Below are 26,817 nucleotides of genomic sequence, written 5' to 3' on the forward strand. Positions count from 1 at the left end.
AGTCAGGCTCCAGTAGGGCGACGCTGGCTGGCACTGCCGGGTGTATAGGCTTGCAAGCGATCCAGCCAACAGCAGGCCGACAAGGTGTCGGCCGCGCCGCCGGGGGACAGGCGACGCTTCATGAAGGCTTGATGCAAGGCTTGCGCGCGTTGCACCGCATCGGGGCTGAACGCACTGCCTGCTTGCAGGTAGTGCATGGCGCAGCGGCGCGCGTAGTGTAGCCCCTCCAGTCCGCCACGATGGGCCAGATTACTATCGTCAAGGACCGCCATAACAGAAAAGAAGGTATGCAGACCCACGGTTTGCAACTGCTGTTCTGCCACTGGTGTGCTGTGCGGAGACAAAGTTTTGACAGCGACTTGCCAGGCGGGCCAGGCCGTTTCAAACAAGGTGGGAAAGCCCTGGGCTGCTTCCTGGTTCGCGCCTTGCAAGCCATAGCGGCGTACCGCCCGTCCACCCGGCAGTGCGGACGAAGCTTGCAGGCTGCGGGCCTGTAAAGCCGCCCCCCATAATGTTTGAAGTTGGTCCCGAATCGTGGCGGGAGTCAGGGTGCGAAAAGGTAGGCAAGCGCCTGCGGCTGCGCACAACAGGCCCAGCATGAAGATGGCGCCACGGTGGGTATTGATGCCCCCGGTTGCCGCCTTCATGCGAGCCTCCGCTGCAATCCCGCGAGTTTGCAGCTGGCTGAATGGAACACGCTGTTGGCCCAGGGCCGCCATGTCAGAAAAATAATGGCGCAGAGCAAACAGACTGCGATAAAAGGTGCTGGCATCCATATCGTCATGGCTGCCGCTGTCGATCAGGGAAACCAGCCCCGGTTTGGGGGCCAGAATCAGCTCGTCATACAGCGCCAGAACGGCTGCCCGGCCTATGGCTGTGCAACTCCAGGAACGGGATGGGTCCATGGAGTAGGGGGCAGTGGGTAACTGCGCCAATGCCCTTGTTTCAATTGCATCAAGCAGCATGAGAAGACTCCAGGGTAGGGGCGTGCTCGGGCCAGTCCGAGTGCGCCTGAATACGTAAACCATGTGTGTGTTTGATCATGACTTTGCTGCTGGCACCACTGCGCCATTGCTGCCATTCACGCCAGGCGATGGCGGCGTCATCCGGAAACAGCAGCTCGCCATCCAGACGGGGCAAACCGGGTAATTCGCTGGCCGCACGTACTAGCTGCACCAGACGATCGGCTTGCGTGGCGCACTGCACGGGCAGCAGCAAATCCAGGTCCGAGCCTTCACGCACATAGTCTTGCCCCGTGATCAGCTCCCAGCCATAACTGCCATAAACCTGAGCCGTGCAGCCGTGTGCCTGCATCTGCTGGCATAAGCTCAGCCAGTCTTGTGCCAGGGAAACCGGCAGCAAGGTTTGGGCTTCGTGGGCGGGGGGAAAACTGCCCCAAGACAGGCTCTGGTTCTGGGGAACGATCAGGGACAGACGTTGCCGCCCCCAATCGCTCGGTAAAGGAATGCCCACTTGCAACTGCCCGCTACGTAATTCGCCTGGCTGACGGCTGACGACCAGCGGCCAGCCCCGAGTCTGCCATTGACGCAGGCTCTGGCAGGTGTGGCTGGTCGGCTCCAGATCAGCCAGCACCTGATCCCAGGCTGTGTTGTCCAGCGTGATCAGGTGGTGACGGCGAGCGAGCAGTTGGGCTGTCATCAGGATGCCTGCAAAACCTGTTCAATGATCTGGGCAGCCAGACGGCGGCCGCCACGTTCGGCACCATCGCTGGCGCGGCGATCCTGATCATTGGATTGAGCCAGTGCCGCCCGCAAGGAAGCACGCAGTTGCTCTGGCGAGCTGCTGTCCCAGACAGACTGAATGCCTCCCATGGCCACATAATTGCCTACGCCGGGCGCAAAGACCGGATTGGACTGCGCCAGCTCTTCCAGCATGGCTTCGGACAGCTTGGTGACGCGGGCCATGGCAGGAATGCGCATGACGCGAATTTCGGCTTCGGGCACGGCATAGCAGGCATCGGCAATCAGGCCGGAGGTGATGAAGCCACCGGACAGGGCCTGGTCGTACACCAGCCCAATGACCTTGTGGCCTTTGCGTCGGGCCAGATCCAGGCACATACCCAAGTGAGCCATGGCGCGGTTGATGCCCAGCAGCTCATCGCGGCGGCGCAGTTGCTGGCCTTGGGTATCGACCAAAAGCAGCAGACTGCGGCCAGGATGGTTCTTGATAGTGTCCAGCACAGCTTGTGCCTGGGTCAGTGCCAAGGCGACGCCAATAGGGGCGTGTTCCGTCGTGCCGATCACAGCCAAGGTCTCGCCATCAAACTGGGCATCACCCTGCAAAAATAAATCCTGTTCGCTAATACTGTGCTGCGTATCGAACAGCGATTGCACCAGTGTTTCCCATTTCATGACAGCGCCTCCTGGCTACGTAATGCTTTGACGGCTGCAGCATCCATCTGCCCGACTTCATCGCTTTGCTCCAGTCCTAGTGCTTGCCACAAGGCTTGGGCCTGATTTTCAGTTTGGTCCCATTGCTCCTCAGGCAGCAGGGCTGCGCGGTGTGTCAGCAACTGATGTTCCTGTTCCAGCTCTTCCAGGGTGACGGGGCCACGGGCCGGATTCTTCAAACCTTGGACGGCAGCGGCGCGGAACGCAGCCACGGTGTCAGGTACAAGGTCGTCGCAATCGGCGGTCAACCAGCGGTGTTTTCCGCCACTGGTTTGCCAGACCAAAGCACGGTCCTTGGAGTCGTATTCCTCTACTCCGTGGGAGGCTTCAATCACTTCCGGGCCGGACATGGCCAGACGGCCTACGTCACTCATGATCAGGTGGTTGGTGCAGCGGGCCACAATGCCCATGCCACCAAAGCAACCGTTTTGCCCGCCTACCAAAGCAATCACAGGCACTCCGGCATTACGCGTATCCAGCAAGGCGCGCATCACTTCCGAGACGGCAATCAAACCGGCATTGGCTTCGTGCAAACGCACACCACCGGACTCCAGCAGCAGCACCACACCTGCAGGGCGGTCGATCATGGCTCGACGCAGCAGGCCCACCAGCTTGGCGCCGTGGACTTCGCCCACACCACCGCCCATGAATTCGCCTTCTTGCGCCGCCACATAAACGGTCTGCCCCTCCAGCAAAGCACGGCCGATAGCCACGCCATCATCAAAGGAAGAAGGCACTCCCAACTGCGCCAGATGGGGGCTGCTCAAGCGTTGGGCAGGGGGCAGCCATTCGTGAAAGCTGTTGGCGTCAAACAGAGCCTGAACGCGCTGGCGGGCAGAACATTCCAGATAACTGCTCATGACTGTGTTCCTTGTGCTTGGCTGCGTGCCAGGGCTTCGCTGGCCGCCTGGTCCAGGCGCAGGCTGACCACGGCAGGGGTGGCCCCCATATCGTTGATGTCAAAGTGAATACCGGCCAGCGGATGGCGCTGATGAAAGTCCCGCACCACCGCATCCCAGATCGTGGAGAAACCACGTGCCGAGGTATGAATATGGATGGTGCATTCTGGGCTGTCCTTGGGCTCGGCCAGCACTTCCAGATTGCCCGAACCTACCACGCCCACCAGCACAGGCTGGAAGGTGCCAATAGGCTCTTGTCCTTTGAAGCTATAGGCCAGGGTTTCCAGGCCGTGAGGAATGTTTGTCATCGTGATCTCCTAATGCAAATAGCGTGGCGGGCCATTACCAGTTACGGAAGCGTGCCGGAGGTTGATACAGCCCACCGGAGGCTTGAACCAGATCCCGCATGCTGCGTGCGGCCAATAGATTGCGGGTGGCCTGGCGTGGGTCTATGCCCAGATCCTGAGGGCGACGGATAATGCCGCGATCACGCAGGTTCTCCACCATGCGGGCATCTCGGCCCAGGCCTACTTGCGTGTAGCCGGCAACGCCCCGTATGGCTTGCTCGCGTTCTTCGTCGGTACGGCACAGCAAGAGATTGGCGATGCCTTCTTCAGTCAGGATATGAGTGACATCATCGCCGTACACCATGATGGGCGGCAGATCCATGCCGGTCTGTTCCTGCAGGGTCCAGGCATCCAGGGTGTCCACAAAAGCGGGCGTCATGTGCTCGCGGAAGGTTTCCACAATCTGCACCACCAGCTTTTGACCACGCGGCGTACCGGCTGCACCTTGGCGTCCTTGGCGTGCCTCTTGCCCGGCTTTCAACCAGGCGGGGCTGGCGTGGCGACGACCGCGTGCATCCGCGCCCATATTGGGTGCGCCACCAAAACCGGCAATACGGCCCAGCGTGGCGGTGGAGCTGTTGCCATGCAGGTCAATCTGCAAGGTGGAGCCGATGAACAGGTCACAGGCGTAGTGGCCAGCCGCCTGACAGAACGCGCGGTTGCTGCGCATGCTGCCATCCGGGCCGGTGAAGAACACATCGGAGCGGGCGCGCAGATAGTTTTCCATGCCCAGTTCGGAGCCGAAGGAGTGCACCGATTGCACCCAACCGGCTTCAATGGCCGGGATCAGGGCAGGATGCGGATTCAAGGCCCAGTGCTGGCAAATCTTGCCTTTCAGGCCCAGTGATTCGCCGTAAGTGGGCAGCAGCAATTCAATGGCGGCGGTGTCAAAACCGATGCCATGGTTCAGGCGTTGCACGCCGTATTCCGCGTAGATGCCCTTGATCGCCATCATGGCCATCAAGACCTGGATTTCGCTGATCTGGGCTGGGTCGCGGGTAAACAGCGGTTCGATAAAGTGCGGGCGGGGAGCGGGCACGACAAAGTTCACCCAGTCGGCGGGAATGTCCACGCGCGGCAGGCGGGTGGTCTTGCTGTCGACCAGCTCGTTGACCTGGGCGATGACAATGCCGCCGGAAAAAGCGGTGGCTTCCACGATAGCCGGGGTGTCTTCGGTATTGGGGCCGGTGTACAGATTGCCGTGCTCATCGGCGGCCTGGGCCGCGATGAGCGCGACATTCGGGGTCAAATCTACAAAGTAACGGGCAAACAACTCCAGATAGGTATGAATGGCACCGATGTTCAGCCGTCCTGCCGAGGCCAGCCTGGCCAGGCGCGCACCTTGCGGGCCGGAAAAGCTGAAATCCAGGCGGTTGGCAATACCTTTTTCAAACACATCCAGATGCTGGGGCAAGGCCAGTACGGATTGCACCATGTGCAGGTCATGAATCTGCGCTGGGTCGACGCCCACCAGTGCGTCGGCCAGAAAGTCGGCCTGCTTCTGGTTATTGCCTTCCAGACATACTCGATCTCCTACTTGTAATACGGCTTCCAGCAAGGAGCTGGCTTTATCCGTGCTGCATATCTTGCCTTGCAAAGAGTCTCCCAGTGCGCGGCTGGCACGTTGCAGTCTTTGCTGGCGGGCTTGATTCTTAAGATTCCAGTTGCTGTCCGTCATTGGGTTTCCCTGTCCTACCTCTGTCGATGTGATCCGTTGATTAAGCTGCCCGACCCTTCAGGATCGGAGTTCAGGCAGCGCGATAGTTAATGTGCCCAGGCGATGGGCAATGCGGGTGGCCGCCTCCAGTAGCAGGTCATCTTGCCCAGGGCGGGCAGCCACTTGCAGTCCTAAAGGAAGCCCGTGGCTGCCAAAGCCGATGGGCAAGTTGATGCATGGAATGCCCAGTGCCGTCCAGGCGCGGCACAGCACGGGATCGCCCGTGGTGTCGCGCTTGGGGGCCTCGCCCAAGGCGGCTGCGCTCAGGATCAGGTCCGCGTCGCCGAAGATCAGTTCGGGTTGGCGCTTGACCTGATTGATCAGGCCTTGGGCCTGGATCAGTTCGGCGGGCTGGGTCTGCGCGCACTTGTCCAGATAGGTCTGCAAAGCAGGCGAGAGCAGTTCCAGGTGCTGCTGGCGCTCATGGCTTAAATGGGCCAGTACTTCAGCTCCCATGATGGCTTGCTGCGCGTGGGTCAGTTCACCAAACAGACTGTCCCTGTCGCTAAGCTGAACTTCAAACTGGCCGTCATCTGTTTTCAGGTGAGTCACGGTCGCCTCCAGTCGATCACGTAGTTCCTCGGCAATATCCTCCCACCAGGGTGTGTGCAAAAAGCTCAGGCGCAAAGGGGCTTGCTGCAGGACTTGCGATACTTCCGGCGTGCTGCGTAGTGCGTTGAACACACGGCGAACATCCTCCAGACGCTGGCCCAAAATTCCCAAGGTGTCCAGAGACGGGCTGATGGTTTTCAGGCCGCTGCTGGGCAAGGCGCCGAAGCTGGGTTTGAAGCCATAAATTCCGCAGAACGTGGCGGGGCGCACCACGGACCCCGCTGTCTGGGTGCCCAAAGCTACCGGCACCACATTGGCAGCCACGGCAGCGGCCGAGCCGGACGACGAACCGCCCGGCGTGTGCTCCAGATTCCAGGGGTTGCGTGTCTTGGGTGGACTAAACAGCGCAAATTCTGTGGTGACGGTTTTGCCAAAAGGCACGGCACCGGCCGCACGCAGGGCCTGCACAATGGCAGCGTCCTGGGTGGGGCGGTTGTCGCGATAAATGGGCGAACCATAGGTGGCTGGAGCGTCCGCCGTATTGATCAAATCCTTGATGCCGATGACCAGCCCCTTCAAGGGGCCGGTGTTGTTCTCCTGCTCTTGGGCGACATGCCGTACCTGCTCCTTGTCCAGATGGGCAAAGGCCTGAATCAGATCCTCGGTTTGCTCGTAGCGGGCAATTGCTGCCTCTGCAGCCTCCTGGCTGGATGTCCTGTTTCGGGTAGCGAAATCATTCACAGACATGGCAAGTCCTTAGAGCGTGAAGGGTGCGATAAGAATAGCAATCGTCAAAATGACGGTGCCAATCAGAAAGGCCACCACGGTAAAGCCCATCACTTGTCGTACATTCAGGCGCGCAATGGCCAGCACAGGCAAAAGCCAGAAGGGCTGGATCATATTGGCTACCGCTTCACCAAAGGCCACGGCCATGGACATCAGGCCCAGGTAGGCGGGTCCGTCCTGACCAATGGCCAGGGCCGATTGCACGGCGATGGGGCCTTGCACACCCCAGTGTCCGCCACCGGAAGGAACAAACAGCGAGATGATGATGGAGGCGATAAAGGTCAGGAAGGGCAGGGTGTATTCATTGGCCCCGGTCACCAGCGCGGAGGACAGGATTTCTTCCAGGGCACGACCGCCTTCCATGGGGATATAGGCCAGCAAGCCCATGATGCCGCCATACAGCGGGTACTGCAGAATCAGCGGGCCTGCCGTTTTGGCGGACTCGACAAAGGATTTGATAAAGCGGATAGGCGTCCAGTGCAGCAGGGCACCGGTGACGGTAAACAGCATGATCATGGATGAGATGTTCAGCGCAAAACCGCTGCGCACGAAGTAGTACATACCCGCGGCAAAGAACAGCACATTCAGAATCCACAGGTTTTCCAGCTTTTCAGCTGGGGTGCTGGGCTTGGTTTTGGGCAGGTCTTTTTCGATGTCAGCAAAGACGGCGGGGTCGGGCGGCAAGGCGTAGTCAGGCTCCATGCGCCAGATCGTCAGAAACAGCAGGATGATCAGGGCCGCAACTGGAATCCAGCTATAGGGCTGGAAAATGGTCAGGCTGAACGGCACCGTCATGCTGGTCAGTTGATGGATGACGTTGATGGGGCTGTTGGGGTCGGTATTGGCCAGGGCAATCGAGCTGGACAGACCTTGAGTCCAGAGCAGGTAACCCATATAACCCGAGGCAATCAGATAACCAAAGTGCACATTGGGCAGACGGCGGGCAACCTGGCGTGCAACCAGGGCACCGGCCACCAGACCCAGGCCCCAGTTCAGCAGGCAGAAGATCGCGCCCACGGCAAAGCACAGCAGGGCACCTTCAACTTGTGTGCGGGCACGGGAGGCCAACCAGATGATGGCGCGTTTCAAGGGCGGTGCTTCGGCCAGGGTGTAGCCCGTTACCAGAATCAGCACCATTTGCAGGGCAAAGGTGAAAATGCTTTTGGGGCCCCATACCCCGCGATACCAGGCATCCACCATTCCTCCGGGGGTGGCGCCATCGACAAACAGGGCAATCAGTCCTACAACCAGCAAGCTCAGGATGACGGCGAACAGATACGGGTCCGGCATCCACTTTTCTACGTAACGCACGCAGATATTGGTAAAGCGGGTCAGCAAGTTTGGCCTGGGTTTGGCCGAGAGGGTAGCAGTGGTGTTCATGATGAACTTATCCTTGTTTTTGTCTCCCCGACCTGGCTAGTGGGTCGGCTGATGGATGTGGATGCTGGATACACAGTCCCGCTAGCGCGTACTCCTCGGTAATGACTGTTGCCTGTATCTCGCCTTCCTTTTTTATGGTGTGCCCCTTAGGGGGCTTATCGTTGTGCCCACAAGATAGCGACAGGCTAGTGCGTGGATCAATAAAGCAAATGTTGTTTTATTTACGCGCGGCGAAACGATGGCGCGTTAACCCTAGGGAGAAAAGGGCGAGTGCGCGCCGCGACAAGCGGCTTTCGATATAAAGCCGACTGTTTTTTGAGAAATGGGGATATTTAGCTAAAACGAACTGATTAGAGGATCAGTTTGAATGACGGATAGGGCACTGTTTGAAACGGCACTGCTTTTTTCAGAAGCCAAGCTGGGATGAGTGCGGCTTGGGAAGGGACCAGGCTTATCGCCAGCGTAGTTTCCCTTGTTTTGACAGGCTGAGTCTGGAAGATCCACCTGCGTTGATGATGAAAGCAGGCGGAGGGGGGAGGTTCGAGGTGTAAAAAAGCACACAGGGCAGACTGTGTGCGGATGAGGGTGTTAACGGTCCCGGCACCGTTCAGGGGGAGAAATCCGCTCAGATTTAAAACTTGTCGGCGACCGAATCCAGCGCGTCGCGCAGCAAACCGGCAATTTCTTTTTGCCGTGGCGCAGGCATGCGCTCGGTAATGGCCGTGACACTCATGGCCAGAATGGGGCGGCCTTTGTGATCGCACAGCGCGCAGCCCACACCCAAAGCACCGCGTACGGCGTAGTTGCCTACAACCGAGTAGCCCCGGATACGGGTGTTGGTGACCAACTGGCGCATCTCGCGCTGAGTCATGCCACCGTACTGATCCAGTTGATTGGCATTTCGTTCGATAATCTGCTCGATTGCTTCGTCCCCAAGTGTGGCCAGATAGGCCATGCCACCCGAACCCACGCCCAAAGGCTGACGCTTGCCTACATAAGTGGCCAGAATCTGTACCGGGTAGGGGCCAATTTCGCGCCACAGGCTAACGGAGTCGTCGCCATCGCGGCCCACCAGAAAGACCGCGTCGCCAGTCTGTTGAGCCAGCTCTTGCATGATGGGCTGCATGATGGTGACACGCGGGTCCAGTCCAAACAGGCCCTGATCCTGGCGCGTGGCGCTGTAGCGACGGCTATGACTGCTGTTCTGGACCAGACCGTGATCGATCAGGGCGGCCAGCAGCCGGTAGATGGTAGGGCGCTGTAACTGCGTGGCGCGTGACAGGTCGGTGACGCTCAGCCCTTTGCCTTGATGATTCTGCAAAGTCTTGAGCACCAGCAGGCCGCGTTGCAAGGTACGCGGCCCGGCCTGATCCTGCGGTTCTACGGTCTCGGGAGTGTTCATGCTTGAAAACAGCTATTGCTTACCGAAAAAGTAACTTAGTAAGAATATACGCCCGCCAAGAAAGTGTCCACTGTGTGATCGCTCATAAAAGACAATGCCCGCTGGGTGCAGCGGGCAAGAGGGGTAGCGCGTTTGAATGCAGGTTTTAGCGATGTTCCGGGCCTGCCGATTCGTCTTTACGCTGTTCGGGGATGGGGTGGCCCGCTGTTTTGGCGGTTTTGATCATGGCGGTACACAGGCCGCGCAACATATCCACTTCGTCCAAACTAAGCTGGGCGCGCCCGAACAGGTGCTGCATGCGGGGCACCAGTTTCTTGGGGTGCTTGGGGTCCAGGAACTTGACGCTTTCAATGGCCTGTTCCCAGTGTTGCAGCAAGGCTTGCACCTTGGCTTGAGGAGCCAGCTCCTTGCCGGGGTCTGCCTTGCCCTCCGTATTGGGCAGCAGGCTGGCACCGCTTTCAGCCAGCAGGGCGTAGCGCAATTCCCAGGCGGCCAGTTGCAAGGCCTGGGCGACATTCAGGGAGCTGTACTCAGGATTGGCCGGAATATGGCAGACGTATTGGCACTGACTGATGTGATCGTTGGTCAGGCCCACGCGTTCGGTCCCCAGCACAATGGCGACGGTTCCGGCGTGCTGGCGCAGATGCTCTCGGCTCAGTTCGGCAGTCTGACGTATATCGGCGGCTGGCGGTCCCAGGTAGCGGGGGCGGGCCGTCAGGGCAAAAGCCAGAGTGACCGGTTCCAGTGCATGCGCCAGAGTGGGAACAATAGTTGCTTGCTCCAAAACGTCGACGGCACCGCTGGCCAGCGAGATTGCCTGAGGGTTTTGTGCAACGTCCGGGTCTAGCGGGTCGACCAGACATAAGTCGCCAAAGCCCATGGTTTTGATCGCCCGCGCTGCTGCGCCCACGTTTCCAGGGTGGCTGGGTTGCACCATAATGAAGCGAACCCGGTGAAAATTATCATCAAATGCCGATGCTTGCGTCTGAGTCATTTAAAATAGCTACTTTGAAGCTACGCTTCCTGTGTCTGCTCACGCGATTTTGCCCTGCCACAGGGCACGCCAGGCAGGCTCAATTATTGTTAAAAAAACGGAATTTCCATGCACCCGATGCTCAATACCGCCATCAAGGCGGCTCGCCGTGCCGGCACCATTATCTCTCGCGCCAGTCTGGACCTCCAGCACCTGTCGGTTGCGCGTAAAGGCCCTAAAGATTATGTCACGGAAGTGGATCGCGCAGCAGAGGAAGCCATCATTGAAGTGTTGAGCGAAGCCTACCCCGATCACGGTTTTATCGGAGAGGAAACGGGCGAGCGACCACCGCTGGAACCCGCAGGTGAAGGTACTCCCGAATACCAGTGGGTCATTGATCCTCTGGATGGCACCACCAACTTTATCCACGGCTTTCCGTGCTACGCGATTTCGATTGCCTTGATGCACCGTGGTCAGGCTGCCCATGCCGTTATTTACGACACCAACCGTAATGAAATGTTCACGGCCAGCCGTGGCGGTGGTGCTTTCCTGAACGACCGTCGTATTCGTGTCTCGGGCCAGACCCGTTACCACGATGCCTTGATCGGTGCACACGTGCCGGATTCGGGTGCAGGCGTGAAACCCACCTCTCCATTTGCCGATATGCTGGCCGAATGTGCTGCAGTGCGTCGCGTGGGTGCAACGGTTTTGGATCTGGCTTATGTGGCTGCAGGTCGTCTGGATGGCTTCTGCGCCGTCAACCTGCAACCTTGGGATCTGGCTGCCGGCACTTTGCTGGTGACCGAAGCCGGCGGTCTGGTGGGCGACTTTGAAGGCGAACAAACCTGGAAAGAGACTGGCAATGTGATTGCCGCCAGTCCGAAGATCTTTATTCAGATGCTGTCGCACCTGCAAGATTAAGAACCTAGACCCCGGCATTGCCGGGGTGTTCTTTTAATCACAGCGCCAAGGAGCTGAGATGGAGTGGTTGATGGACCCGACCGCCTGGGTTGGGTTACTCACACTGGTAGTTCTGGAAATTGTGCTGGGCATCGATAACCTGGTGTTCATTGCAATTTTGGTCGACAAGCTGCCTCCGGCGCAGCGTGACCGGGCTCGTGTGTTGGGCCTGTCACTGGCCTTGCTGATGCGCCTTGGCTTGCTCACGGCCATGTCCCATCTGGTGCAGCTGACCGACCCCTTGATCTCCATATTCAGTCTGGATTTTTCAGGCCGTGATCTGATCATGATCGTGGGTGGTTTTTTCCTGCTGTTCAAGGGCACACTGGAGCTGCACGAACGTATTGAGAACCGCAGCGCTCATGCTTCCGGCTCGCGCATGTATGCCAGCTTCTGGGTCATCGTGGCGCAGATCGTGGTGCTGGATGCCGTGTTCTCCATCGATGCGGTCATTACTGCGGTGGGTATGGTCGAGCACCTGCCCATCATGATGGCGGCGGTGGTCATTGCCATTGGCATCATGCTGGTTGCTTCCAAACCCTTGACGGCTTATATCAATAGTCGCCCCACAGTGGTGATCCTGTGCCTGGGCTTTTTATTGATGATCGGCTTCTCCTTGCTGGTGGAAGGCTTTGGCGTACATGTACCCAAGGGTTACCTGTATGCGGCCATTTCCTTCTCCATTCTGATCGAAATGTTCAATCAGCTGGCGCGTCGCAAGTTGCGTATGCTGCAGGCAGGTCGTCCCATGCGTGAGCGTACGGCCGAGGCTGTGCTGCGCATGTTGGGCAAGCGTCCCGCTTCCGGTGAAACGGCCATCGGGCCGGATTTGCCCGGTGCGGCGGCGCAAATGGTGTTCGGTCAGGAAGAGCGCAATATGGTCAGTGGTGTATTGACCTTGTCCGAGCGCACGGTGCATTCGGTGATGACGCCACGCAATGCGATTACCTGGGTGAATGTGCAGGACGATCCTGAGGTCTTGCGCGAAAAGATGACACATGAGCCTCATAGCATGGTGCCAGTGTGTCGTGGTTCGCTCGATGAGGTTATTGGCATTGGTCGAAGCAAAGAGTTACTGGCAGACCTGCTGATTCATGGTCATATCCGTCTGGACCAATTGCGTCAGCCGGTTTTTGTGTATGAGTCCATCGGGATTTTGGACCTGATGGAAACCATCAAGCAAAGCCGTGGGCAACTGGTTATGGTGACGGACGAGTTCGGAACCATTGAAGGTTTGGTCACGCCTTTGGATATTTTCGAGGCGATTGCCGGCGACTTCCCCAGTGAGGACGAGACACCCGATATTGTTCAGGAGTCCCAGGACCATTGGCTATTGGATGGCTCTACGGACTTGCATCATCTGGAACAGATGCTGGGCGTGGATGGTCTGGTGGATGAAGAGGAAGAATATGCCACCCTGGCCGGTTATCTGCTGACGCGTTTCGGACAATTGCCCAAGGTGGGCGATGTGTGTGTGCTTGAGCAAAGCGATGCGGTGTATCGCTTCAAGGTGGAAGAGCTGGAAGGGCGTCGCATTGCCCAGGTCAGCCTGGAACGTGTGCCTTACGATGATGAACAAATCGATCCATTTCTGGCATCTTAATTTTTATTGGCTTTGATTCGGACAACATGACTGAGCAAACTCTCTATTTGTTGAAAGCCCTGTTTCTGGGGATTGTTGAGGGCATCACGGAATTCATTCCGGTTTCCAGTACGGCGCACTTGCTGATCCTGGGTTCCTGGATTGATTTTTCCTCCGGTGATGCCAAGGTCTTCGAGGTTGTCATTCAGTTTGGTTCGATTCTGGCCGTGATCTGGATTTTTCGCGCCCGTTTGATTCAGCTGATCACCGGGGTCTTGCGCGGTGATCGCACCGAGCTGATGTTCACTCGCAATCTGCTGATTGCCTTTTTGCCCGCTGCCGTTATTGGTGCCTTGACGATTCAGTACGTTAAAGCGCTGTTCCATCACCAGATTGTGTTTGTGTTCACGCTGGTATTGGGTGGTTTGTTGATGCTGTGGGTCGAGCGCAAACCGCAGTACGCGAAGAACACGTCGGAGCTGGATCAGGGTGAAACCGCTACCTCGCAAAAGGCCACCGCCTTTGCCTTGGAAGAGATCACCTGGAAGCAGGCTTTGGTGGTTGGTTTTGCCCAGTGTATTGCCATGGTGCCAGGTACTTCACGTTCGGGTGCCACCATTATCGGCGGCATGCTGGCCGGTATTCAGCGCAAGACTGCCACGGAGTTTTCTTTCTTTCTGGCCATGCCCACCATGCTGGCCGCCACGGTTTACGACCTGTATCGCAACGGCGCGTCCTTGAGTGCAGATCAAAGCACCGCGATTATTGTGGGCTTTGTTGCTGCTTTCTTTAGCGCCTTGTTCCTGGTGAAGGCCGTGCTGCGCTTTGTGTCCAGCCGTACCTATCGTCCTTTTGCCTGGTATCGGATTGCGTTGGGCGGAGTATTGTTTGTGTGGCTGATGACTTAGGTCTTTGCCGCCTTAGAGGTTTTGAAATCCCCGCTTGGTTTATCTGCCAGCGGGGATTTTTCTTTTCAGGGAGGCTCGGTAAATGTCGTCTTTCACTTACATACTTTGCCTACCTACCTACCTACCTATCTATCCGTCTGTCTGTTCGCTTATCTAGCGATGTACCAACTTGATAGGCACTTTTCGGTGACTATTGTGTTCTGGGGTTTGTTAGTAAATAGCGGGTTTGTCGCCCGTCATTTAGTCTGGCCTGGTTTGTCTTGTCTTGCCTTTGATACGCTGCGGTTCATTGAAGGGAGCTTGGTCTCAGCAAGACGCCTCTCGGTTCGTCTGCCCCGGTATCCGGGCTGACTACTTGCCGGTGCTGTGCACCGGTGCCCTTGTCGGTGTTCGGATACGGGCGCGCCCTTAACTCGCGGGGTGTCTTGTCCCCCGGACAAGACACAAGCGCCCCGCTCAAACAGAAGGGCGCTTGCACCCCGTATCCGAGCACCGCCTGCGGCAAGCAGTCTGAACCGCCCCGGATACCGGGGCAGACGAACCGAGAGGCTCACAGTGAGGAGGGGACAAGCAGCCTTGCTGATCATGGTGCTGATGGATTGTGTTGGGGCCCGATACCAGTTTTCGGTGGTTCTCTTTAGTAGCCGCGAGTGAAAGTATCTTGTTGGCAAAAATCACGGTCTCTTTTGCGTTTTTGAGGGGGCAATTGGGCTCGACGGGCGAGTCAGGGCTCTGGCCGCAGGCTCTTGCAGTATCCAGGATGCAAGCCCTGTGCTGTTTGAGCGGGGCGCTTGTGGTTCGTCCGGGGGACGAACCACCCCGCGAGTTCACAGGGCGCCTGGATACTGCAAGAGACCAGGGAACCCGTGCGTAGCACGGGCCGGAGACCCGCCAGGTCGAGCCCAATTGCCCCCTCAAAAATGCTTATGCAGCCACCTTGATTCCTGCCACCAGCACCGTGTGAGGAAAAACAGGTTTTATCGCAAGAAGGTATAAAAAGACGCGGAGCTCAAATTTAGCTGGCTGTAGGTGAAGTCACTCTTACTGAGGTCCCAGTGTCTGACACTGATCCTCTTGCCCCCACTGGTGCAAGCAGATCTGTACACCTTCAATGCTGATATAGCCGCCCCGTCGTCCTCCTTCCGAGGAGTCAGATTCCCAATCCGGGAGTACCCAGCGGCGTACCGGCTCAAAGCCGGGAATGTCATGTACTGCAGGGCGATGTGTATGGCCATGAACCATGGCCTGCACAGGATGCGCCTCGCAGGCTGCCACAATAGCTGCAGGCTGCACATCCATAATGTCTTTGGACTTGTATTGCTTGCCGCGCTGGCTACCCGCACGGGCAGAGTCGGCAATGCGCTGGCGAAGACTTAACGGACAGGCCAGGTACAGCTTTTGCAGCCAGGGTTTGCGTACCCAATAGCGAAAGCGTTGATAGGCCAGATCGTCCAGGCAATACTCATCGCCGTGTGACATCAGAATCAAACCGGCCGAGGTGTCCAGGATGACTTGATCGGGCAATAGCGTGGCATGGACATGGCGGGCGTAGGTTTGGCCCAGCAGGAAGTCGCGATTGCCGCGCATCAGATAAAGCGGGTGCTGCTGCGCGAATGTGCGCAGCGCCTCACTGACTTGAGCAAGCCAGGGAGCAGGGTGGGCGATTTGATCGTCACCAATCCAGGCATTGAAAATATCACCGCCCAGGATCAAGGCATGAGCTTGATGCTGGGCGGAGTGCAGAAACTGCAGGAAATCCTGGACGGTGTCTGGATTGTCCGGACCCAGATGCAGGTCCGCGGCAATCCAGATGTTGCCCGCAAGCGTGAGCTTATTCGACAAGCGTGGCTTTTTCCAGAACGACGTCCTCAACAGGCACGTCTTGGTGGAAGCCCTTGTTGCCGGTGCGCACGGTCTTGATCTTGTCGACCACGTCCATACCTTCGATCACGCGGCCAAATACGGCGTAGCCCCAGCCATTGGCGGTAGGAGCGGTGAAGTTCAGGAAGTCGTTGTCAGCCACGTTGATGAAGAACTGAGCCGTAGCCGAGTGTGGGTCGGAGGTGCGAGCCATGGCCAGGGTGTACTTGTCGTTCTTCAAACCGTTGTCGGCTTCGTTCTTGACAGGAGCGTTGGTCGCTTTTTGCTTCATGTCGGCCTCAAAGCCGCCGCCCTGGATCATGAAGTTGTTGATCACACGGTGAAACACGGTGCCATCGTAAAAACCGCTGGACACGTAGTCCACAAAGTTGGCTACGGTGTTGGGGGCTTTTTCTGCGTTCAGTTCGATCAGGATGGTGCCCTGGTTCGTCTGCAGTTGGACGCGTGGAGAGGTGCTCATAGAAGTGCCTTCAGAAGAAGTGGAAGAATCTGCTGCCATAGCCGGACTGCTCATCATAGGCATAGCCATACAGGCAGCAATAAGCAGGGTGCGCAAGCTGCGAGCCTGATCACACCATTGAAATGTGCTTGCAAACATAAGATAGGGACAACCCAGTCAAGGAAAAAATCTTATTGTTGCAGAATTTGGCCAGTTTGTTGCGCACGCTGGGCTGCTTTGGGCACACCACTGGCGGCGGCCTGACGGTAGGTGTCATTGGCCAGCATCAGTTGGACTTCACCCATATTGGCGCGGGCCAGTGCGTAGGAGGGATCGGCGGTCAAAGCCATTTTCAGGGCTTCCAGGGCCAGGTCCAGCTTGTCCTGCGCAATGTACTCGGCTGCCAGATTATTCCAGGGTTCGGGCAACTCCGGGTAATAGGTGGTCATGTTCTGGTAGAGGCTGATGGCGCCATTGTGGTCACCACTGGCCGACAGGGCGCGTGCCTTCAAAAACAGCAGTTGCACATTGGCACCGGGCTCGCCCCGGTCCTTGCGTTGCTCCAGCTGTTTTTCGATCGCCTGCAAGGCGTCGGCATGGCGACCCTGGGCAATCAAGGTGCTGATGCGCTGGCTGACTTCAGCGGCGCTAAGCGGCAAAGAGGTATCGACGCTGGGGGCCAGCACGTCCAGGGCACGGGCCAGACCTTTCCAGCCACGTTCAGGTTCGGGGGCGATATCCAGCAGGGGATCGTTCACTCGCGCGCTGGACGGGGGCGAATCGGGCAGGGATTGGGCGCTCACGGCTTGACCCAGGGCCAGAAAAAGGGCCAGGGTGCAAGGAGCGAGAAACCGAGTCCGTCTAGGTGTACTGAACACAGAGGGGGCGCCTATAAAATCTGGCTTGAAGACCAGGAAGGTTGGTAGATTGCTGCCTTTAACGAGGTCTGCTTGCTATACTTATTGACCATCATTCTAACCTTGCCTCTTGCCGGGCGGGAAATACGGAACCTGATCCAAGGGCAATTGTTCTGGCACAAGGTTCCGATTTTATGACGATTACAGGCCATGTTGCGCATTTATAACTCGTTGTCACGCTCTAAAGAGGTGTTTTCTCCGGTTGAACCGGGCCACGTACGTATGTACGTCTGTGGCATGACGGTGTACGACTTCTGTCACCTGGGACACGCTCGTATGCTGGTCAGCTTTGACATCGTGCAGCGCTGGTTGCGAGCAAGCGGCTACCGCGTCTCCTATGTGCGCAACATTACCGATATTGATGACAAGATCATCCGCCGTGCCGTCGAGCGCAAGCAATTGATGTCTCAGGTGACGGACTTCTATATTGCAGCCATGCATGCCGACGAAAAGGCGTTGGGCGTGCAAAGCCCCGATTCGGAGCCGCGTGCCACACAGCATGTGCCCGATATGCTGGGCATTATTGCCAAGCTGGAAGAAAACGGACTGGCTTATCAGTCCGAAGACGGTGATGTGAACTACGCGGTGCGTCAGTTCCCCGGCTACGGCAAGCTGTCGGGCCGCTCCCTGGATGATCTGCGTGCCGGTGAGCGTGTTGCCCTGAACTCGGCCAAGCGTGACCCTCTGGATTTTGTGCTGTGGAAGTCGGCTAAAGAAGACGAGCCCGCTGAATCCAAGTGGGAATCCTCGTACGGCCTGGGTCGTCCAGGCTGGCACATCGAGTGCTCGGCCATGAGCAAGGCACTGCTGGGTCTGCCCCTGGATATTCACGGCGGTGGCCCGGACTTGAAGTTCCCTCACCACGAAAACGAAATTGCCCAAACGGAAGGCGCCTTTGGCGGCCAGTTGGCCAATGTCTGGATGCACTGCGGTCCCCTGATGGTGGACTCGGAGAAAATGTCCAAGTCCCTGGGCAACTTCCGTCGCATTCGCGATACCGTGGCCCCCGAAGGTCTGGCCGACGAAGAAAGCAGCTACATCGCCAATCCGCGTGAAGCTGAAATGCTGCGCTTCTTTATTGTGCGCAATCATTACCGCAGCTTGCAAAACTACGCGCCAGATAATCTGCGCGATGCTCAGCAGGCTTTGGACCGTCTGTACCAGACCCTTCAACACGTTCCTGCCGCCGATGTCCAGATTGACTGGACTCAAGGCCCCGCTCTGGCGTTTGCCGAAGCCATGAACGACGATTTCAATACGGCTGGCGCTGTTGCCGTTCTGTTTGAACTGGCAGGGCAAGCCAACCGCGACAAGGATGCGCAGGCCGCCGGTTTGATGCGCGCTCTGGGTGGCGTGATTGGTCTGTTGCAAGTGGACCCGGCCGTCTACTGGCGAGCCAGCACTCGCTTTGGTCAGGCGGCCAGCGTGGCCGGTGCCGATTCCTTGAGCGACGCTCAGATTGACGAGCTTCTGGCTGAACGCGGCCAGGCTAAACAGAACCGCGACTTTGCGCGCGCCGACGCCATCCGTGAGCAGCTTAAAGAGCAGGGCGTAGAGCTGGAAGATCGGCCAGGTGGAGCAACACAATGGCGCAGGGCCTAAGCGGCGTTCAATCCGGCCCTCAAGTTCGTTTGGTGGGCAAACCTGATTACTGGGACGACGCGTGCGCCCAGCTGATGAAGCGCGATCGTATCTTGCGCAAGCTCATCCCCCAGCATGGCGACTACTGGCTGCAACATCAGGCTCCGGCTTTCACCACTTTGGTGCGTTCCATCGTGGGCCAGCAACTGGCCTCGCGTACGGCGGACCAGCTGTGGCGCAAGCTGCTGGACGGCTGCGGCCAGGCGCTCTCGCCTGAACTTATTTTGGAGCTGGGTTACGAGGCCCTGCATGGTTTGGGTTTGCCCAAACGCAAGGCCGAATATATTGTTGATTTGGCGACTCACTTTGATGCTCGTAAAATCGACCCCCAGGCATGGCAGTCCCTGTCTGACGAAGCCGTTATTGCGGACCTGTGCGCCATTCGTGGCGTCGGTCGCTGGACGGCTGATATGTTTCTGATTTTCAACTTGCACAGGCCCGATGTTCTCCCTTTGGATGATGCGGGCCTGCTCAAGGCAATCTCTCAGCACTATTTCAGCGGCGAGCCGGTATCCCGGTTCGAGGCGCGTGAAGTTGCTCAAGCGTGGGCACCGTGGTGCACGGTGGCTACCTGGCATCTGTGGCGCAGTCTGAACACAGTTGCGGTACGATATTAAATTAGGCCTAAACCTTAAGAACCGACATGCGAAATACATTCCTGGAATTTGAGCAGCCTTTGGCCGAGCTCGAAGGCAAAATCGAAGAGCTCCGCTATGTGCAATCTGATTCCGCTGTGGATATTTCAGAGGAACTCAGCCGTCTGCAGCAAAAAAGCCAGACGCTGGCCAAGAACATTTACGCCAAGCTCACGCCTTGGCAAACGGCCCTGGTTGCTCGCCATCCACAACGTCCATACACCCTGGACTATGTAAACCAGATCTTCTCGGACTTTCACGAACTGCATGGCGATCGCATGTATGCGGACGACCTGGCAATTGTGGGTGGTCTGGCCCGTTTCAACGGTACGCCTTGCATGGTGATTGGTCACCAGAAAGGTCGTGATACCAAAGAGCGTGCCCGTCGCAACTTCGGCATGCCGCGCCCCGAAGGCTACCGTAAAGCCCTGCGCTTGATGAGGTTGGCGGAAAAATTTGGTATCCCTGTCTTTACCTTCATTGATACTCCCGGCGCCTACCCTGGTATTGGCGCTGAAGAGCGTGGTCAGTCCGAGGCAATCGGTCATAACCTGTTTGCCATGGCCAAACTGCGTGTACCTATCATCTCCACCATTATTGGTGAAGGCGGTTCGGGTGGTGCGTTGGCGATTGCCGTGGGTGACGTGGTCTCCATGCTGCAATACTCCACCTACGCCGTGATCTCGCCCGAAGGTTGTGCCTCGATTCTGTGGCGTAGTGCGGACAAGGCGCCCGTGGCGGCTGAGGCCCTGGCCATTACCGCTCCCCGTCTGAAAGAACTGGGCCTGGTCGATCGCGTGATCAACGAGCCCATTGGTGGCGCACATCGCGATCCCACCATGATGGCGCGCCAATTGGGCCGTGCCCTGGCTGATGCCTTGCGTCAGGTCTCGGGCCTGAGCACCGAACAGCTGCTGGCGCAGCGTATGGAACGTCTCCTGGCCTACGGCCGTTATCAGGAAGCTCGTGCCTGATCCATTGCCTTCCAGTCAGCTGGGGGGCTTTAGCCCCTCACCCCCGCTGCTGGAGGCGCTTAACCATCACCTAAGTTTTAAAAGCGGCGACACAGTCGCGGTAGCCTTGAGTGGTGGTGCGGACTCGGCAATGCTGGCGGTACATGCCCATTTTTGGGCCAGCCGCCGCAAAGTCACACTTCATTTTTTCCATATTCATCACGGCCTGCAAGCCATTGCCGATCAGTGGCAAGCGCATGTGCATGACCTGGCTGCGCGTTTGCAGCGACCCTGTCACAGCTTGCGGGTCCAGGTACAGTCCCGCCGTCTAAGCGCTGATGGCATGGAATCCGCCGCGCGTGATGCCCGTTATCAGGGCCTGGCTGAACTGGCGCGCTTTGTTGGCTTGCAGCATGTACTGCTGGCTCATCATCAAGATGATCAGGCCGAAACAGTTCTGATGCGTTTGCTGCGTGGCACGGGTACAACCGGTCTGGGGGCGATGGCACCCCGTATGCAGCGCGATCAATTGCAGTACTGGCGACCCTGGCTGGAGCAGCCCAGGGCACTTATTCTTCAAGCCAGTGATGCGTTTGCCGCAGCCACGGGCTGGCATGCGGTACAAGATCCCACCAATATCAATCCTGATTACACCCGTGGCGCAGTGCGCGATTTGCTCACGCCTGTACTCGACGCGCGCTGGCCGGGCTGGCAAAGCCGTTTGCAGCGTCAAGCCCAGCTAAGCCGCGAAACGCAGGAAGTATTGGATAGTGTGGCCAGCCAGGACTGGCAGACACTGGAACCTGATGAAACAGGACGCAGTTTCAGTTTGGTGGCGTGGCGTAGCCTGGAGCCAGCGCGGCAAAGCCTGGTGCTCCGTTATTGGTTGCAGGAGCAGGGCGCTGGCTTGCCTACGCACGCGCGTCTGGCAGAACTGCTCAAGCAACTGCGCGGGCTGCATGCCCGGGGGCACGACAGAAATTTGATGTGGAAGCATGGACAGAACCTGGTGCGCTGTGTGCGAGGCCGGGTGCAGATCGAATCTGCCGGTCCAGGCGACCAGCAAGCAGGCCTGGTGGCCGATCAAGCAAGTAAGTAGTTTGGGGTGGCCTGTGGCAGGAGCGTGGGCTATGGTGTTGAGTCGACAAAGTATGTGTTTTTTTGCGTGTGTATGTGGTAGAGCCTGCGCTTGGGGCACAGAAAGTCGTTAGAATAGTTGGGTTTTGTGTCTATCCCAGACCTTAGCCCTTTGATGCAGAGTAAAAGATGTCCCTGATCGTACATAAATATGGCGGCACGTCGATGGGCTCGATCGAGCGCATCCAGAATGTGGCGCGTCGGGTTGCCAAATGGCATGCCGCCGGGCACCAAGTTGTGGTGGTTCCTTCGGCCATGTCCGGTGAAACCAACCGTTTGCTAGGCCTGGCCAAAGAACTGAGCATTCAGCCTGATCCACGCGAGCTGGATATGCTGGCCGCTACGGGCGAACAAGCCAGTAGCGCTTTGTTGGCCATGGCCTTGGCTGCCCAGGGCGTTCCCGCCCGCAGCTATGCCGGTTGGCAAGTTCCCGTCAAGACCGACAATGCCTACACCCGTGCCCGCATTAGCTCTATTGATGACACCCGCATTCGCCAGGATCTGGACGCAGGCCGTGTGGTCGTTGTGACCGGTTTCCAGGGTGTGGATGATGAAGGCAATATCACGACCCTGGGTCGTGGTGGCTCGGATACTTCCGCAGTGGCTGTTGCCGCTGCCATGAAGGCCAGCGAATGCCTGATCTTTACCGATGTGGATGGTGTCTACACCACCGACCCGCGCGTCGTGCCCGAAGCACGTCGCATGAAAGTGCTGTCCTTTGAAGAAATGCTGGAAATGGCCTCTTTGGGCTCCAAAGTTCTTCAAATCCGGTCTGTAGAATTTGCTGGCAAGTACAAGGTGCCTGTGCGCGTCTTGTCCTCCATGACCGACCCCATGATTTCGCTCGAAGAAGAAATGTCTTCGGGTACGCTGATTACTTTCGAGGAAGACCAAAAAATGGAAGCTGCCGTTGTCTCTGGCATCGCCTTCAGCCGTGATGAAGCCAAGTTCACCCTGCGTGCCGTTCCCGACACTCCCGGCGTGGCCTATTCCATTCTGGGCCCCATCGCAGCGGCCAACATCGAAGTCGACATGATTTTGCAGAACCTGTCGGTTCAGGGCACCACAGACTTTTCCTTTACCGTCAGCCGCAATGACGCGCTGCGTACCAAGGAACTGCTGATGAACCAGGTCGGCCCGGCTGTGGGTGCTGGCGAAATCGTATTTGACGAAGCCGTGTGCAAAGTGTCCATCGTCGGTATCGGCATGCGTAACCACGCTGGTATTGCCAGCTCCATGTTCCGCGCCTTGTCCGAAGAGGGCATCAACATCCAGATGATCAGCACCAGCGAGATCAAGACCTCGGTGATTATTGCCGACAAGTACATGGAATTGGCGGTGCGTGCTCTGCACAAGACGTTCGAGCTGGATCAGGAAAAATAATCCCTTTAGCTATTTGCATTGGTTTTTTAAAAATGCTATAGTTACTTCTTTCCTAGAGCTGGAGACGTGGCCGAGAGGTTGAAGGTACTCCCCTGCTAAGGGAGCATACGGCTTATACCCGTATCGAGGGTTCGAATCCCTCCGTCTCCGCCAGCTGGAATTAAATTAAGCCCTTGTTTTCAAGGGCTTTTTTTATTGTCTGGCGCATAGCGCTGCCCGTGTTCGGACCCGCGCTCAAGTTTGGCTTTGTGCAAACCTGGCTCTGGTTCAGGCAGCAAGAGCGACAACAGGACGGGCATTACGCCTTACCAAACACAAGAACAAAAAATAATTGTTACTTTTTTATTTTTGCCAACTCAGGCGAAGTGAAATCGTAGAGAGTCCTTGGCGGCAGCGTTTCAAACAGCATGAATTTTTAAAGTGCAAGGCTTTTCAATCCAGGGCGGTTGAGGATTGAAAAGGCTGTGTCGTTTTTGGCACAGGCAAAGAAAAGCAGTCATTCCCGTGCTTACAATCGACGAATGTGTTTTACGTCGTTCAAGACGGGTGGTCTTGTTTTTTAGGGCGAGCGATGATTAAACGAGTCCTCTGTATCTGTAGCATGGCCTTGATGGGCCTGCCTTTTTTGGCATCGTCAACTGAGCTGGCATTGGATGACCAGGTCGTGACTCGTTATGTGCAAAGCCTGGGTGAGATCTTGCCGGTGCTGCAAACCGTGGAGCGTAGCGAGCCGGTTTGGGATGGCGGTCTGCCAGACGGCTTCCCACCCATGCTGGAGGTGGATCAGGTCGAGCGCGGTTCGGACATTTATCGTCAATTGAACAGCCTGACGCAAAAGTATGGCTTTGCCGGGCTGGAGCAATGGGATAGCGTGGGACGCCATATCTGGCTGACTCGTCTCTATATCCAGGAGCGCGAAGATCTGGACTCGGTTTACGAGCAACTGGATGCGCTGGAAGCGGCTTTGCGCGATAACGCACGCCAATACTCCACGGCTGAACTGGAGCAGTTGATGCGTACCTTCCAGATCAGTAAAAACCATATCCTGCGACTGGTTGCAACCCGTAGCGATGTACCGCCGGTACAGGCTCATCTGGCTGAGCTGGACGCTGCCCTGGCTTCCCTCGAATAAGCAACGAATCCGCTTTTTCCATTTTCACGGGCGTCGCCATGGCGCCTGTTCAAGATTTGTTACCAGCAATACTGTCCATTTGTCATATTTTGACGCTTCTTTTCTGAGCGTGACAGAAGGAATCGGGGATAATTGCGCTCTGACTGAAATCTAGTGGGAAGACTGAAGCGTCATGCGTATCATCTTGATTTTGTTGGGGGCCGCTGTGCTGGCCTACCTGATTGCCAAAGGCATACGGCAACTGATGGTGGAACGTCGTCAATTAAAAGACCAGACGCGTCAGCCACATAAAGGAAGCCGTGATGAGCACTGATAAAAATCCATTTACGAAACTGGCTGCTAAAACAAAGCCAGAAGGTGGCACTGCCAACTACTCCAAGGGACTGGGTTTCCTGGGAGCGGCGGTTGTTATTTTCCTGATCCTGATCGTGGCCTCCATGGGCTCGTTCTTGCAGGTAGACCAGGGTGAACGTGGCGTGGTGCTGCGTAACGGTAAGCTGGTTCGCGTGGCCGAACCTGGCCTGGACTTCAAGGTTCCGTTCTTTGACACGGTACGTACCATTTCGGTACGTGATCACACGGTTCGCATGCAGCTTGAGGCGTATAGTTTTGACCAGCAGTCCGCCTCCATGGTGGCTTCGGTAACGTACCGCGTGCCTGAAACTGATGTGGCTCAGCTGTATTCCGAGTACGGTTCACTTGATGCCCTGGAAGCCCGCTTGCTGGAACGTAAGGCTCTGGACGTGATCAAGAACGTGTTTGGTAAGTACACTGCTGCTCAGTCGATTCAGAATCGCGAGAAGCTGGGTGCTGACATCAACGAAGCCATGCGCGTGACCCTGGAGTCCGCTCCATTGCAAATGATGGGTGTGCAGGTTGAGGAAGTGTCGTTCTCCAAAGCCTACGAGCAATCGATTGAAAACCGCATGTTGGCTCAGGTTCAAATTGAAACCACCCGCCAGCAAAAAGAAACTGCTTCCATTCAGGCTGAAATCAAAGTGGTTCAGGCTGAAGCAGAAGCCCGCGCTCAGCGCGAACGCTACATGGCCGAAGCGGACGGTATTCGCCTGCGTGGTGACGCCGAAGCCAAGGCCATTTCTGCCAGGGCCCAGGCATTGGCCCAGAATACCAATCTGGTCAATTTGAATGCGGTGGAAAAATGGGACGGTAAGTTGCCAGAAAGCCTGGTTCCCGGTTCCGCCATGCCATTTATTGGACTGCGTTAATCTCCGGGCAGTCACTGACCTGAACAGGTTTTCTTCGGTAGCGTTACGGGATAGGTAACGCTACCGTTTGTTTTTCCAAGGAGTTACGGATGAATGAAGAAATGAACCCGGTCCCACAAGGCGACGGTACAAACCAGTTGGTCAGTCTGCGTAATCTGACTCTGATCAATTACGCGCTGTACATCTTGTCCATGTTTGGCGGCATCACCGCCCTGGTCGCCATCATCATCAACTACATCAAGCGCGATGAAGTGCGCGGCACCTATCTGGAATCGCACTTTGATTGGCAAATCCGTACGTTCTGGTGGGGATTGCTTGGTGTGGCGCTGTCTGTCTTGTTGATGGCGATTCTGGTCGGTTTCGTGACCATCGTGATTGTCAGCGTGTGGATTCTGTACCGTCTGATCAAGGGCCTGCTGGCTCTGAATGACGGCAAGGCGATTGCCTGATCGCCTGATCGCTGGACCGCCGGATCAGATAGGCATCGTGTTTGTTTGGACCTGGGCCCGCATACTTTCGCGGGCCTCTTTAGGCGGCACACCAAAGCGCTGCCGAAATGCCCGGCTGAAATGGGCAGAGCTGCTGAAGCCCCAGTGATACGCAATTTCAGTGATGGTCTTGTGGTGATAGGCTAGACGGCGCAAATCCTGTTCAGCGCCTTGCAGGCGCATGGACCAAATCCAGTTTGTCAGTGAGTCGGCCTCGCCTTCCCAGGCGCGATGCACGGTGCTGGCTGTCAGGCCCAGGCGATTGGCAATCTTGCCTATATTCAGCTCGGGGTCGCGCAGATTCTCCAATACATAGGCTTTGATCCGGTCGCGCCGCACGGTTCCCGTATCGTCCTTTAAGGACGGGCTGCCCAGATTCTCGGCCAGCGCTGCCACCAGAATACCGACCAGGCTGTCGGCAAGTGATAGATCCACAATAGGCCCGCCGGTTGGTGGGCAGGCCATCAGCTCGCTCACCATATAGGCGAGCAGGCGTGCCGTGCCGGATTGGGCGCTGGTTATTTTGCAGGCTGTCATATCTTCGGCATTGCGCAAACGCTTGCGCAGGATGGAGCCGGGCAAAGACAGGACATACTGCTCAAAGTCCTGGTCAAACAGGAGTTGATAGGGGCGGGTGGAGTCGTACAGGGCCAGATCGCCGGGTTTCAGTTTAGCGGTCTTTTCATCCTGAATTAGTTGTCCCGCTCCTGCCACTTGAATACTGAGCAGAAAAATATCCTCAGATGCTCTGGAAATTTGCAGTGGCGTGCGCAGCACGGTCTGGGTGGTCGAGGAGATACGAGATAGGCTCACCTCTGCCAGTTCACGTCGCGTAATGGCCCCGAAGAAAGGGGTAGCGGAACGGGAGGGGACGGCGCATTCCAGCTGCACGTAAGCTTTGTTGACGGCCTCCATCCAATAGGGGGCGCGCCGAGTAGCGGGAACTGCCGTGGTGGACCATTGCTCCATTGATGATCTCTCCGTCTTGGGTCCAAAGGCTGACGGCAGGGACTGCGATCAACTGGACTGACTAAGTATCAGGCAAGATCTCTGGTTTGAGCCAGACCA

Annotated in this window: 26 protein-coding genes and 1 tRNA gene; 13 read left to right on the top strand and 14 right to left on the bottom strand. The window is 57.2% G+C overall.

The features are described from left to right. Positions 1-2: 2 nt before the first annotated feature. From U2949_RS16405 to U2949_RS16450, 10 genes are all read right to left on the bottom strand, one after another. Positions 3-965: a triphosphoribosyl-dephospho-CoA synthase gene (locus tag U2949_RS16405; RefSeq protein WP_321288888.1), complete on the bottom strand. Its 963-nt coding sequence runs from the start codon at positions 963-965 to the stop codon at positions 3-5. Next, positions 955-1,659, bottom strand: coding sequence for a malonate decarboxylase holo-[acyl-carrier-protein] synthase (gene mdcG / locus U2949_RS16410; RefSeq protein WP_321288890.1), 705 nt, complete (start codon positions 1,657-1,659; stop codon positions 955-957). Before mdcG ends, U2949_RS16405 begins: the two co-directional genes overlap by 11 nt. Further along, positions 1,659-2,372, bottom strand: a complete 714-nt coding sequence (gene mdcE / locus U2949_RS16415) for a biotin-independent malonate decarboxylase subunit gamma (RefSeq protein ID WP_321288892.1) — start codon at positions 2,370-2,372, stop codon at positions 1,659-1,661. The genes mdcG and mdcE overlap by 1 nt, the downstream gene beginning before the upstream one ends. Continuing rightward, positions 2,369-3,271 (bottom strand): biotin-independent malonate decarboxylase subunit beta, encoded by a 903-nt coding sequence (locus U2949_RS16420; RefSeq protein ID WP_321288895.1) that lies wholly within the window; start codon positions 3,269-3,271, stop codon positions 2,369-2,371. Before U2949_RS16420 ends, mdcE begins: the two co-directional genes overlap by 4 nt. Beyond that, positions 3,268-3,618, bottom strand: a complete 351-nt coding sequence (gene mdcC, locus U2949_RS16425) for a malonate decarboxylase acyl carrier protein (RefSeq protein WP_026484239.1) — start codon at positions 3,616-3,618, stop codon at positions 3,268-3,270. Before mdcC ends, U2949_RS16420 begins: the two co-directional genes overlap by 4 nt. Positions 3,619-3,652: 34 nt before the next feature. After that, entirely contained in the window at positions 3,653-5,335 is a 1,683-nt protein-coding gene (gene mdcA / locus U2949_RS16430; RefSeq protein WP_009457830.1) for a malonate decarboxylase subunit alpha, read from the bottom strand. A 57-nt stretch (positions 5,336-5,392) separates the two neighbouring features. Then, positions 5,393-6,673, bottom strand: a complete 1,281-nt coding sequence (locus tag U2949_RS16435) for an amidase (protein WP_321288897.1) — start codon at positions 6,671-6,673, stop codon at positions 5,393-5,395. 9 nt (positions 6,674-6,682) lie between these two features. Then, a complete protein-coding gene (locus U2949_RS16440; protein ID WP_321288899.1) occupies positions 6,683-8,092 on the bottom strand; it encodes a short-chain fatty acid transporter in 1,410 nt (469 codons plus the stop codon). Between the two features lie 631 nt (positions 8,093-8,723). Next, positions 8,724-9,494: an IclR family transcriptional regulator gene (locus tag U2949_RS16445; RefSeq protein WP_022983524.1), complete on the bottom strand. Its 771-nt coding sequence runs from the start codon at positions 9,492-9,494 to the stop codon at positions 8,724-8,726. Positions 9,495-9,639: 145 nt separating this feature from the next. Beyond that, positions 9,640-10,488, bottom strand: coding sequence for an RNA methyltransferase (locus tag U2949_RS16450; RefSeq protein ID WP_257723479.1), 849 nt, complete (start codon positions 10,486-10,488; stop codon positions 9,640-9,642). A 108-nt stretch (positions 10,489-10,596) separates the two neighbouring features. Between U2949_RS16450 and U2949_RS16455 the strand changes: the two genes are divergently transcribed. The 3 genes from U2949_RS16455 to U2949_RS16465 are packed head-to-tail and all read left to right on the top strand — an operon-like array spanning position 10,597 to position 13,917. Next, positions 10,597-11,388: an inositol monophosphatase family protein gene (locus tag U2949_RS16455; protein ID WP_009457824.1), complete on the top strand. Its 792-nt coding sequence runs from the start codon at positions 10,597-10,599 to the stop codon at positions 11,386-11,388. A 58-nt stretch (positions 11,389-11,446) separates the two neighbouring features. Beyond that, positions 11,447-13,030 (top strand): TerC family protein, encoded by a 1,584-nt coding sequence (locus tag U2949_RS16460; protein ID WP_321288902.1) that lies wholly within the window; start codon positions 11,447-11,449, stop codon positions 13,028-13,030. A gap of 26 nt (positions 13,031-13,056) precedes the next feature. Further along, positions 13,057-13,917 carry an undecaprenyl-diphosphate phosphatase gene (locus U2949_RS16465; RefSeq protein ID WP_022983525.1) on the top strand — a complete coding sequence of 287 codons (861 nt, stop codon included), beginning with the start codon at positions 13,057-13,059 and terminating at the stop codon, positions 13,915-13,917. 1,041 nt (positions 13,918-14,958) lie between these two features. Here the strand turns inward: U2949_RS16465 and U2949_RS16470 are convergent. From U2949_RS16470 to U2949_RS16480, 3 genes are all read right to left on the bottom strand, one after another. Then, a complete protein-coding gene (locus tag U2949_RS16470; protein WP_321288905.1) occupies positions 14,959-15,759 on the bottom strand; it encodes a UDP-2,3-diacylglucosamine diphosphatase in 801 nt (266 codons plus the stop codon). Then, positions 15,749-16,258 (bottom strand): peptidylprolyl isomerase, encoded by a 510-nt coding sequence (locus U2949_RS16475; RefSeq protein WP_045931048.1) that lies wholly within the window; start codon positions 16,256-16,258, stop codon positions 15,749-15,751. The genes U2949_RS16470 and U2949_RS16475 overlap by 11 nt, the downstream gene beginning before the upstream one ends. Positions 16,259-16,428: 170 nt before the next feature. Then, positions 16,429-17,040, bottom strand: a complete 612-nt coding sequence (locus tag U2949_RS16480; RefSeq protein ID WP_321288906.1) for a tetratricopeptide repeat protein — start codon at positions 17,038-17,040, stop codon at positions 16,429-16,431. Positions 17,041-17,304: 264 nt separating this feature from the next. Here U2949_RS16480 and cysS point away from each other — a divergent pair, with 264 nt between their 5' ends. The 10 genes from cysS to U2949_RS16530 all read left to right on the top strand — a co-directional run bounded on the left by cysS (position 17,305) and on the right by U2949_RS16530 (position 25,710). Next, a complete protein-coding gene (gene cysS, locus U2949_RS16485; RefSeq protein ID WP_009457813.1) occupies positions 17,305-18,756 on the top strand; it encodes a cysteine--tRNA ligase in 1,452 nt (483 codons plus the stop codon). Beyond that, positions 18,741-19,412 carry a DNA-3-methyladenine glycosylase family protein gene (locus U2949_RS16490; RefSeq protein ID WP_042483969.1) on the top strand — a complete coding sequence of 224 codons (672 nt, stop codon included), beginning with the start codon at positions 18,741-18,743 and terminating at the stop codon, positions 19,410-19,412. The genes cysS and U2949_RS16490 overlap by 16 nt, the downstream gene beginning before the upstream one ends. Positions 19,413-19,438: 26 nt before the next feature. Then, positions 19,439-20,404, top strand: coding sequence for an acetyl-CoA carboxylase carboxyltransferase subunit alpha (locus tag U2949_RS16495; RefSeq protein WP_257723473.1), 966 nt, complete (start codon positions 19,439-19,441; stop codon positions 20,402-20,404). 130 nt (positions 20,405-20,534) lie between these two features. Further along, positions 20,535-21,482: a tRNA lysidine(34) synthetase TilS gene (gene tilS, locus U2949_RS16500; protein WP_276539612.1), complete on the top strand. Its 948-nt coding sequence runs from the start codon at positions 20,535-20,537 to the stop codon at positions 21,480-21,482. 167 nt (positions 21,483-21,649) lie between these two features. Then, positions 21,650-22,903 (top strand): aspartate kinase, encoded by a 1,254-nt coding sequence (locus U2949_RS16505; RefSeq protein ID WP_022983529.1) that lies wholly within the window; start codon positions 21,650-21,652, stop codon positions 22,901-22,903. Between the two features lie 60 nt (positions 22,904-22,963). After that, positions 22,964-23,056 (top strand) — tRNA-Ser (locus tag U2949_RS16510). Between the two features lie 418 nt (positions 23,057-23,474). Further along, positions 23,475-24,035, top strand: a complete 561-nt coding sequence (locus tag U2949_RS16515) for a hypothetical protein (RefSeq protein WP_230940584.1) — start codon at positions 23,475-23,477, stop codon at positions 24,033-24,035. A 172-nt stretch (positions 24,036-24,207) separates the two neighbouring features. Further along, positions 24,208-24,348, top strand: a complete 141-nt coding sequence (locus U2949_RS16520; protein ID WP_022983530.1) for a hypothetical protein — start codon at positions 24,208-24,210, stop codon at positions 24,346-24,348. Further along, a complete protein-coding gene (locus U2949_RS16525) occupies positions 24,338-25,261 on the top strand; it encodes a prohibitin family protein (RefSeq protein WP_080655542.1) in 924 nt (307 codons plus the stop codon). The genes U2949_RS16520 and U2949_RS16525 overlap by 11 nt, the downstream gene beginning before the upstream one ends. 89 nt (positions 25,262-25,350) lie before the next feature. Continuing rightward, complete coding sequence (locus tag U2949_RS16530; protein ID WP_257723471.1) at positions 25,351-25,710, top strand: DUF4870 family protein; 360 nt, start codon at positions 25,351-25,353, stop codon at positions 25,708-25,710. Between the two features lie 24 nt (positions 25,711-25,734). Here the strand turns inward: U2949_RS16530 and U2949_RS16535 are convergent, their stop codons facing one another. Then, the gene (locus U2949_RS16535) at positions 25,735-26,718 is read right to left on the bottom strand and encodes an AraC-like ligand-binding domain-containing protein (RefSeq protein ID WP_321288912.1); all 984 of its coding nucleotides are present in this window, start codon (positions 26,716-26,718) and stop codon (positions 25,735-25,737) included. Positions 26,719-26,817: the final 99 nt, after the last annotated feature.

Source organism: Alcaligenes phenolicus, assembly GCF_032063905.1.
In the GTDB taxonomy this organism is placed as follows: Bacteria; Pseudomonadota; Gammaproteobacteria; order Burkholderiales; family Burkholderiaceae_B; genus Alcaligenes; species Alcaligenes phenolicus.

What these genes read in the sequence shown, in the direction of transcription:
- U2949_RS16465 (WP_022983525.1), top strand. Translation starts at nt 13,057, where the DNA reads ATGACTGAGCAAACTCTCTATTTGTTGAAAGCCCTGTTTCTGGGGATT.
- U2949_RS16475 (WP_045931048.1), bottom strand. Translation starts at nt 16,258, where the DNA reads ATGAGCACCTCTCCACGCGTCCAACTGCAGACGAACCAGGGCACCATC.
- U2949_RS16490 (WP_042483969.1), top strand. Translation starts at nt 18,741, where the DNA reads ATGGCGCAGGGCCTAAGCGGCGTTCAATCCGGCCCTCAAGTTCGTTTG.
- U2949_RS16405 (WP_321288888.1), bottom strand. Translation starts at nt 965, where the DNA reads ATGCTGCTTGATGCAATTGAAACAAGGGCATTGGCGCAGTTACCCACT.
- U2949_RS16530 (WP_257723471.1), top strand. Translation starts at nt 25,351, where the DNA reads ATGAATGAAGAAATGAACCCGGTCCCACAAGGCGACGGTACAAACCAG.
- U2949_RS16420 (WP_321288895.1), bottom strand. Translation starts at nt 3,271, where the DNA reads ATGAGCAGTTATCTGGAATGTTCTGCCCGCCAGCGCGTTCAGGCTCTG.
- U2949_RS16435 (WP_321288897.1), bottom strand. Translation starts at nt 6,673, where the DNA reads ATGTCTGTGAATGATTTCGCTACCCGAAACAGGACATCCAGCCAGGAG.
- U2949_RS16445 (WP_022983524.1), bottom strand. Translation starts at nt 9,494, where the DNA reads ATGAACACTCCCGAGACCGTAGAACCGCAGGATCAGGCCGGGCCGCGT.
- U2949_RS16495 (WP_257723473.1), top strand. Translation starts at nt 19,439, where the DNA reads ATGCGAAATACATTCCTGGAATTTGAGCAGCCTTTGGCCGAGCTCGAA.
- cysS (WP_009457813.1), top strand. Translation starts at nt 17,305, where the DNA reads ATGTTGCGCATTTATAACTCGTTGTCACGCTCTAAAGAGGTGTTTTCT.
- U2949_RS16520 (WP_022983530.1), top strand. Translation starts at nt 24,208, where the DNA reads ATGCGTATCATCTTGATTTTGTTGGGGGCCGCTGTGCTGGCCTACCTG.
- U2949_RS16455 (WP_009457824.1), top strand. Translation starts at nt 10,597, where the DNA reads ATGCACCCGATGCTCAATACCGCCATCAAGGCGGCTCGCCGTGCCGGC.
- U2949_RS16450 (WP_257723479.1), bottom strand. Translation starts at nt 10,488, where the DNA reads ATGACTCAGACGCAAGCATCGGCATTTGATGATAATTTTCACCGGGTT.
- mdcC (WP_026484239.1), bottom strand. Translation starts at nt 3,618, where the DNA reads ATGACAAACATTCCTCACGGCCTGGAAACCCTGGCCTATAGCTTCAAA.
- mdcG (WP_321288890.1), bottom strand. Translation starts at nt 1,659, where the DNA reads ATGACAGCCCAACTGCTCGCTCGCCGTCACCACCTGATCACGCTGGAC.
- U2949_RS16515 (WP_230940584.1), top strand. Translation starts at nt 23,475, where the DNA reads ATGATTAAACGAGTCCTCTGTATCTGTAGCATGGCCTTGATGGGCCTG.
- U2949_RS16460 (WP_321288902.1), top strand. Translation starts at nt 11,447, where the DNA reads ATGGAGTGGTTGATGGACCCGACCGCCTGGGTTGGGTTACTCACACTG.
- U2949_RS16535 (WP_321288912.1), bottom strand. Translation starts at nt 26,718, where the DNA reads ATGGAGCAATGGTCCACCACGGCAGTTCCCGCTACTCGGCGCGCCCCC.
- U2949_RS16440 (WP_321288899.1), bottom strand. Translation starts at nt 8,092, where the DNA reads ATGAACACCACTGCTACCCTCTCGGCCAAACCCAGGCCAAACTTGCTG.
- U2949_RS16505 (WP_022983529.1), top strand. Translation starts at nt 21,650, where the DNA reads ATGTCCCTGATCGTACATAAATATGGCGGCACGTCGATGGGCTCGATC.
- tilS (WP_276539612.1), top strand. Translation starts at nt 20,535, where the DNA reads ATGCTGGCGGTACATGCCCATTTTTGGGCCAGCCGCCGCAAAGTCACA.
- mdcE (WP_321288892.1), bottom strand. Translation starts at nt 2,372, where the DNA reads ATGAAATGGGAAACACTGGTGCAATCGCTGTTCGATACGCAGCACAGT.
- U2949_RS16525 (WP_080655542.1), top strand. Translation starts at nt 24,338, where the DNA reads ATGAGCACTGATAAAAATCCATTTACGAAACTGGCTGCTAAAACAAAG.
- mdcA (WP_009457830.1), bottom strand. Translation starts at nt 5,335, where the DNA reads ATGACGGACAGCAACTGGAATCTTAAGAATCAAGCCCGCCAGCAAAGA.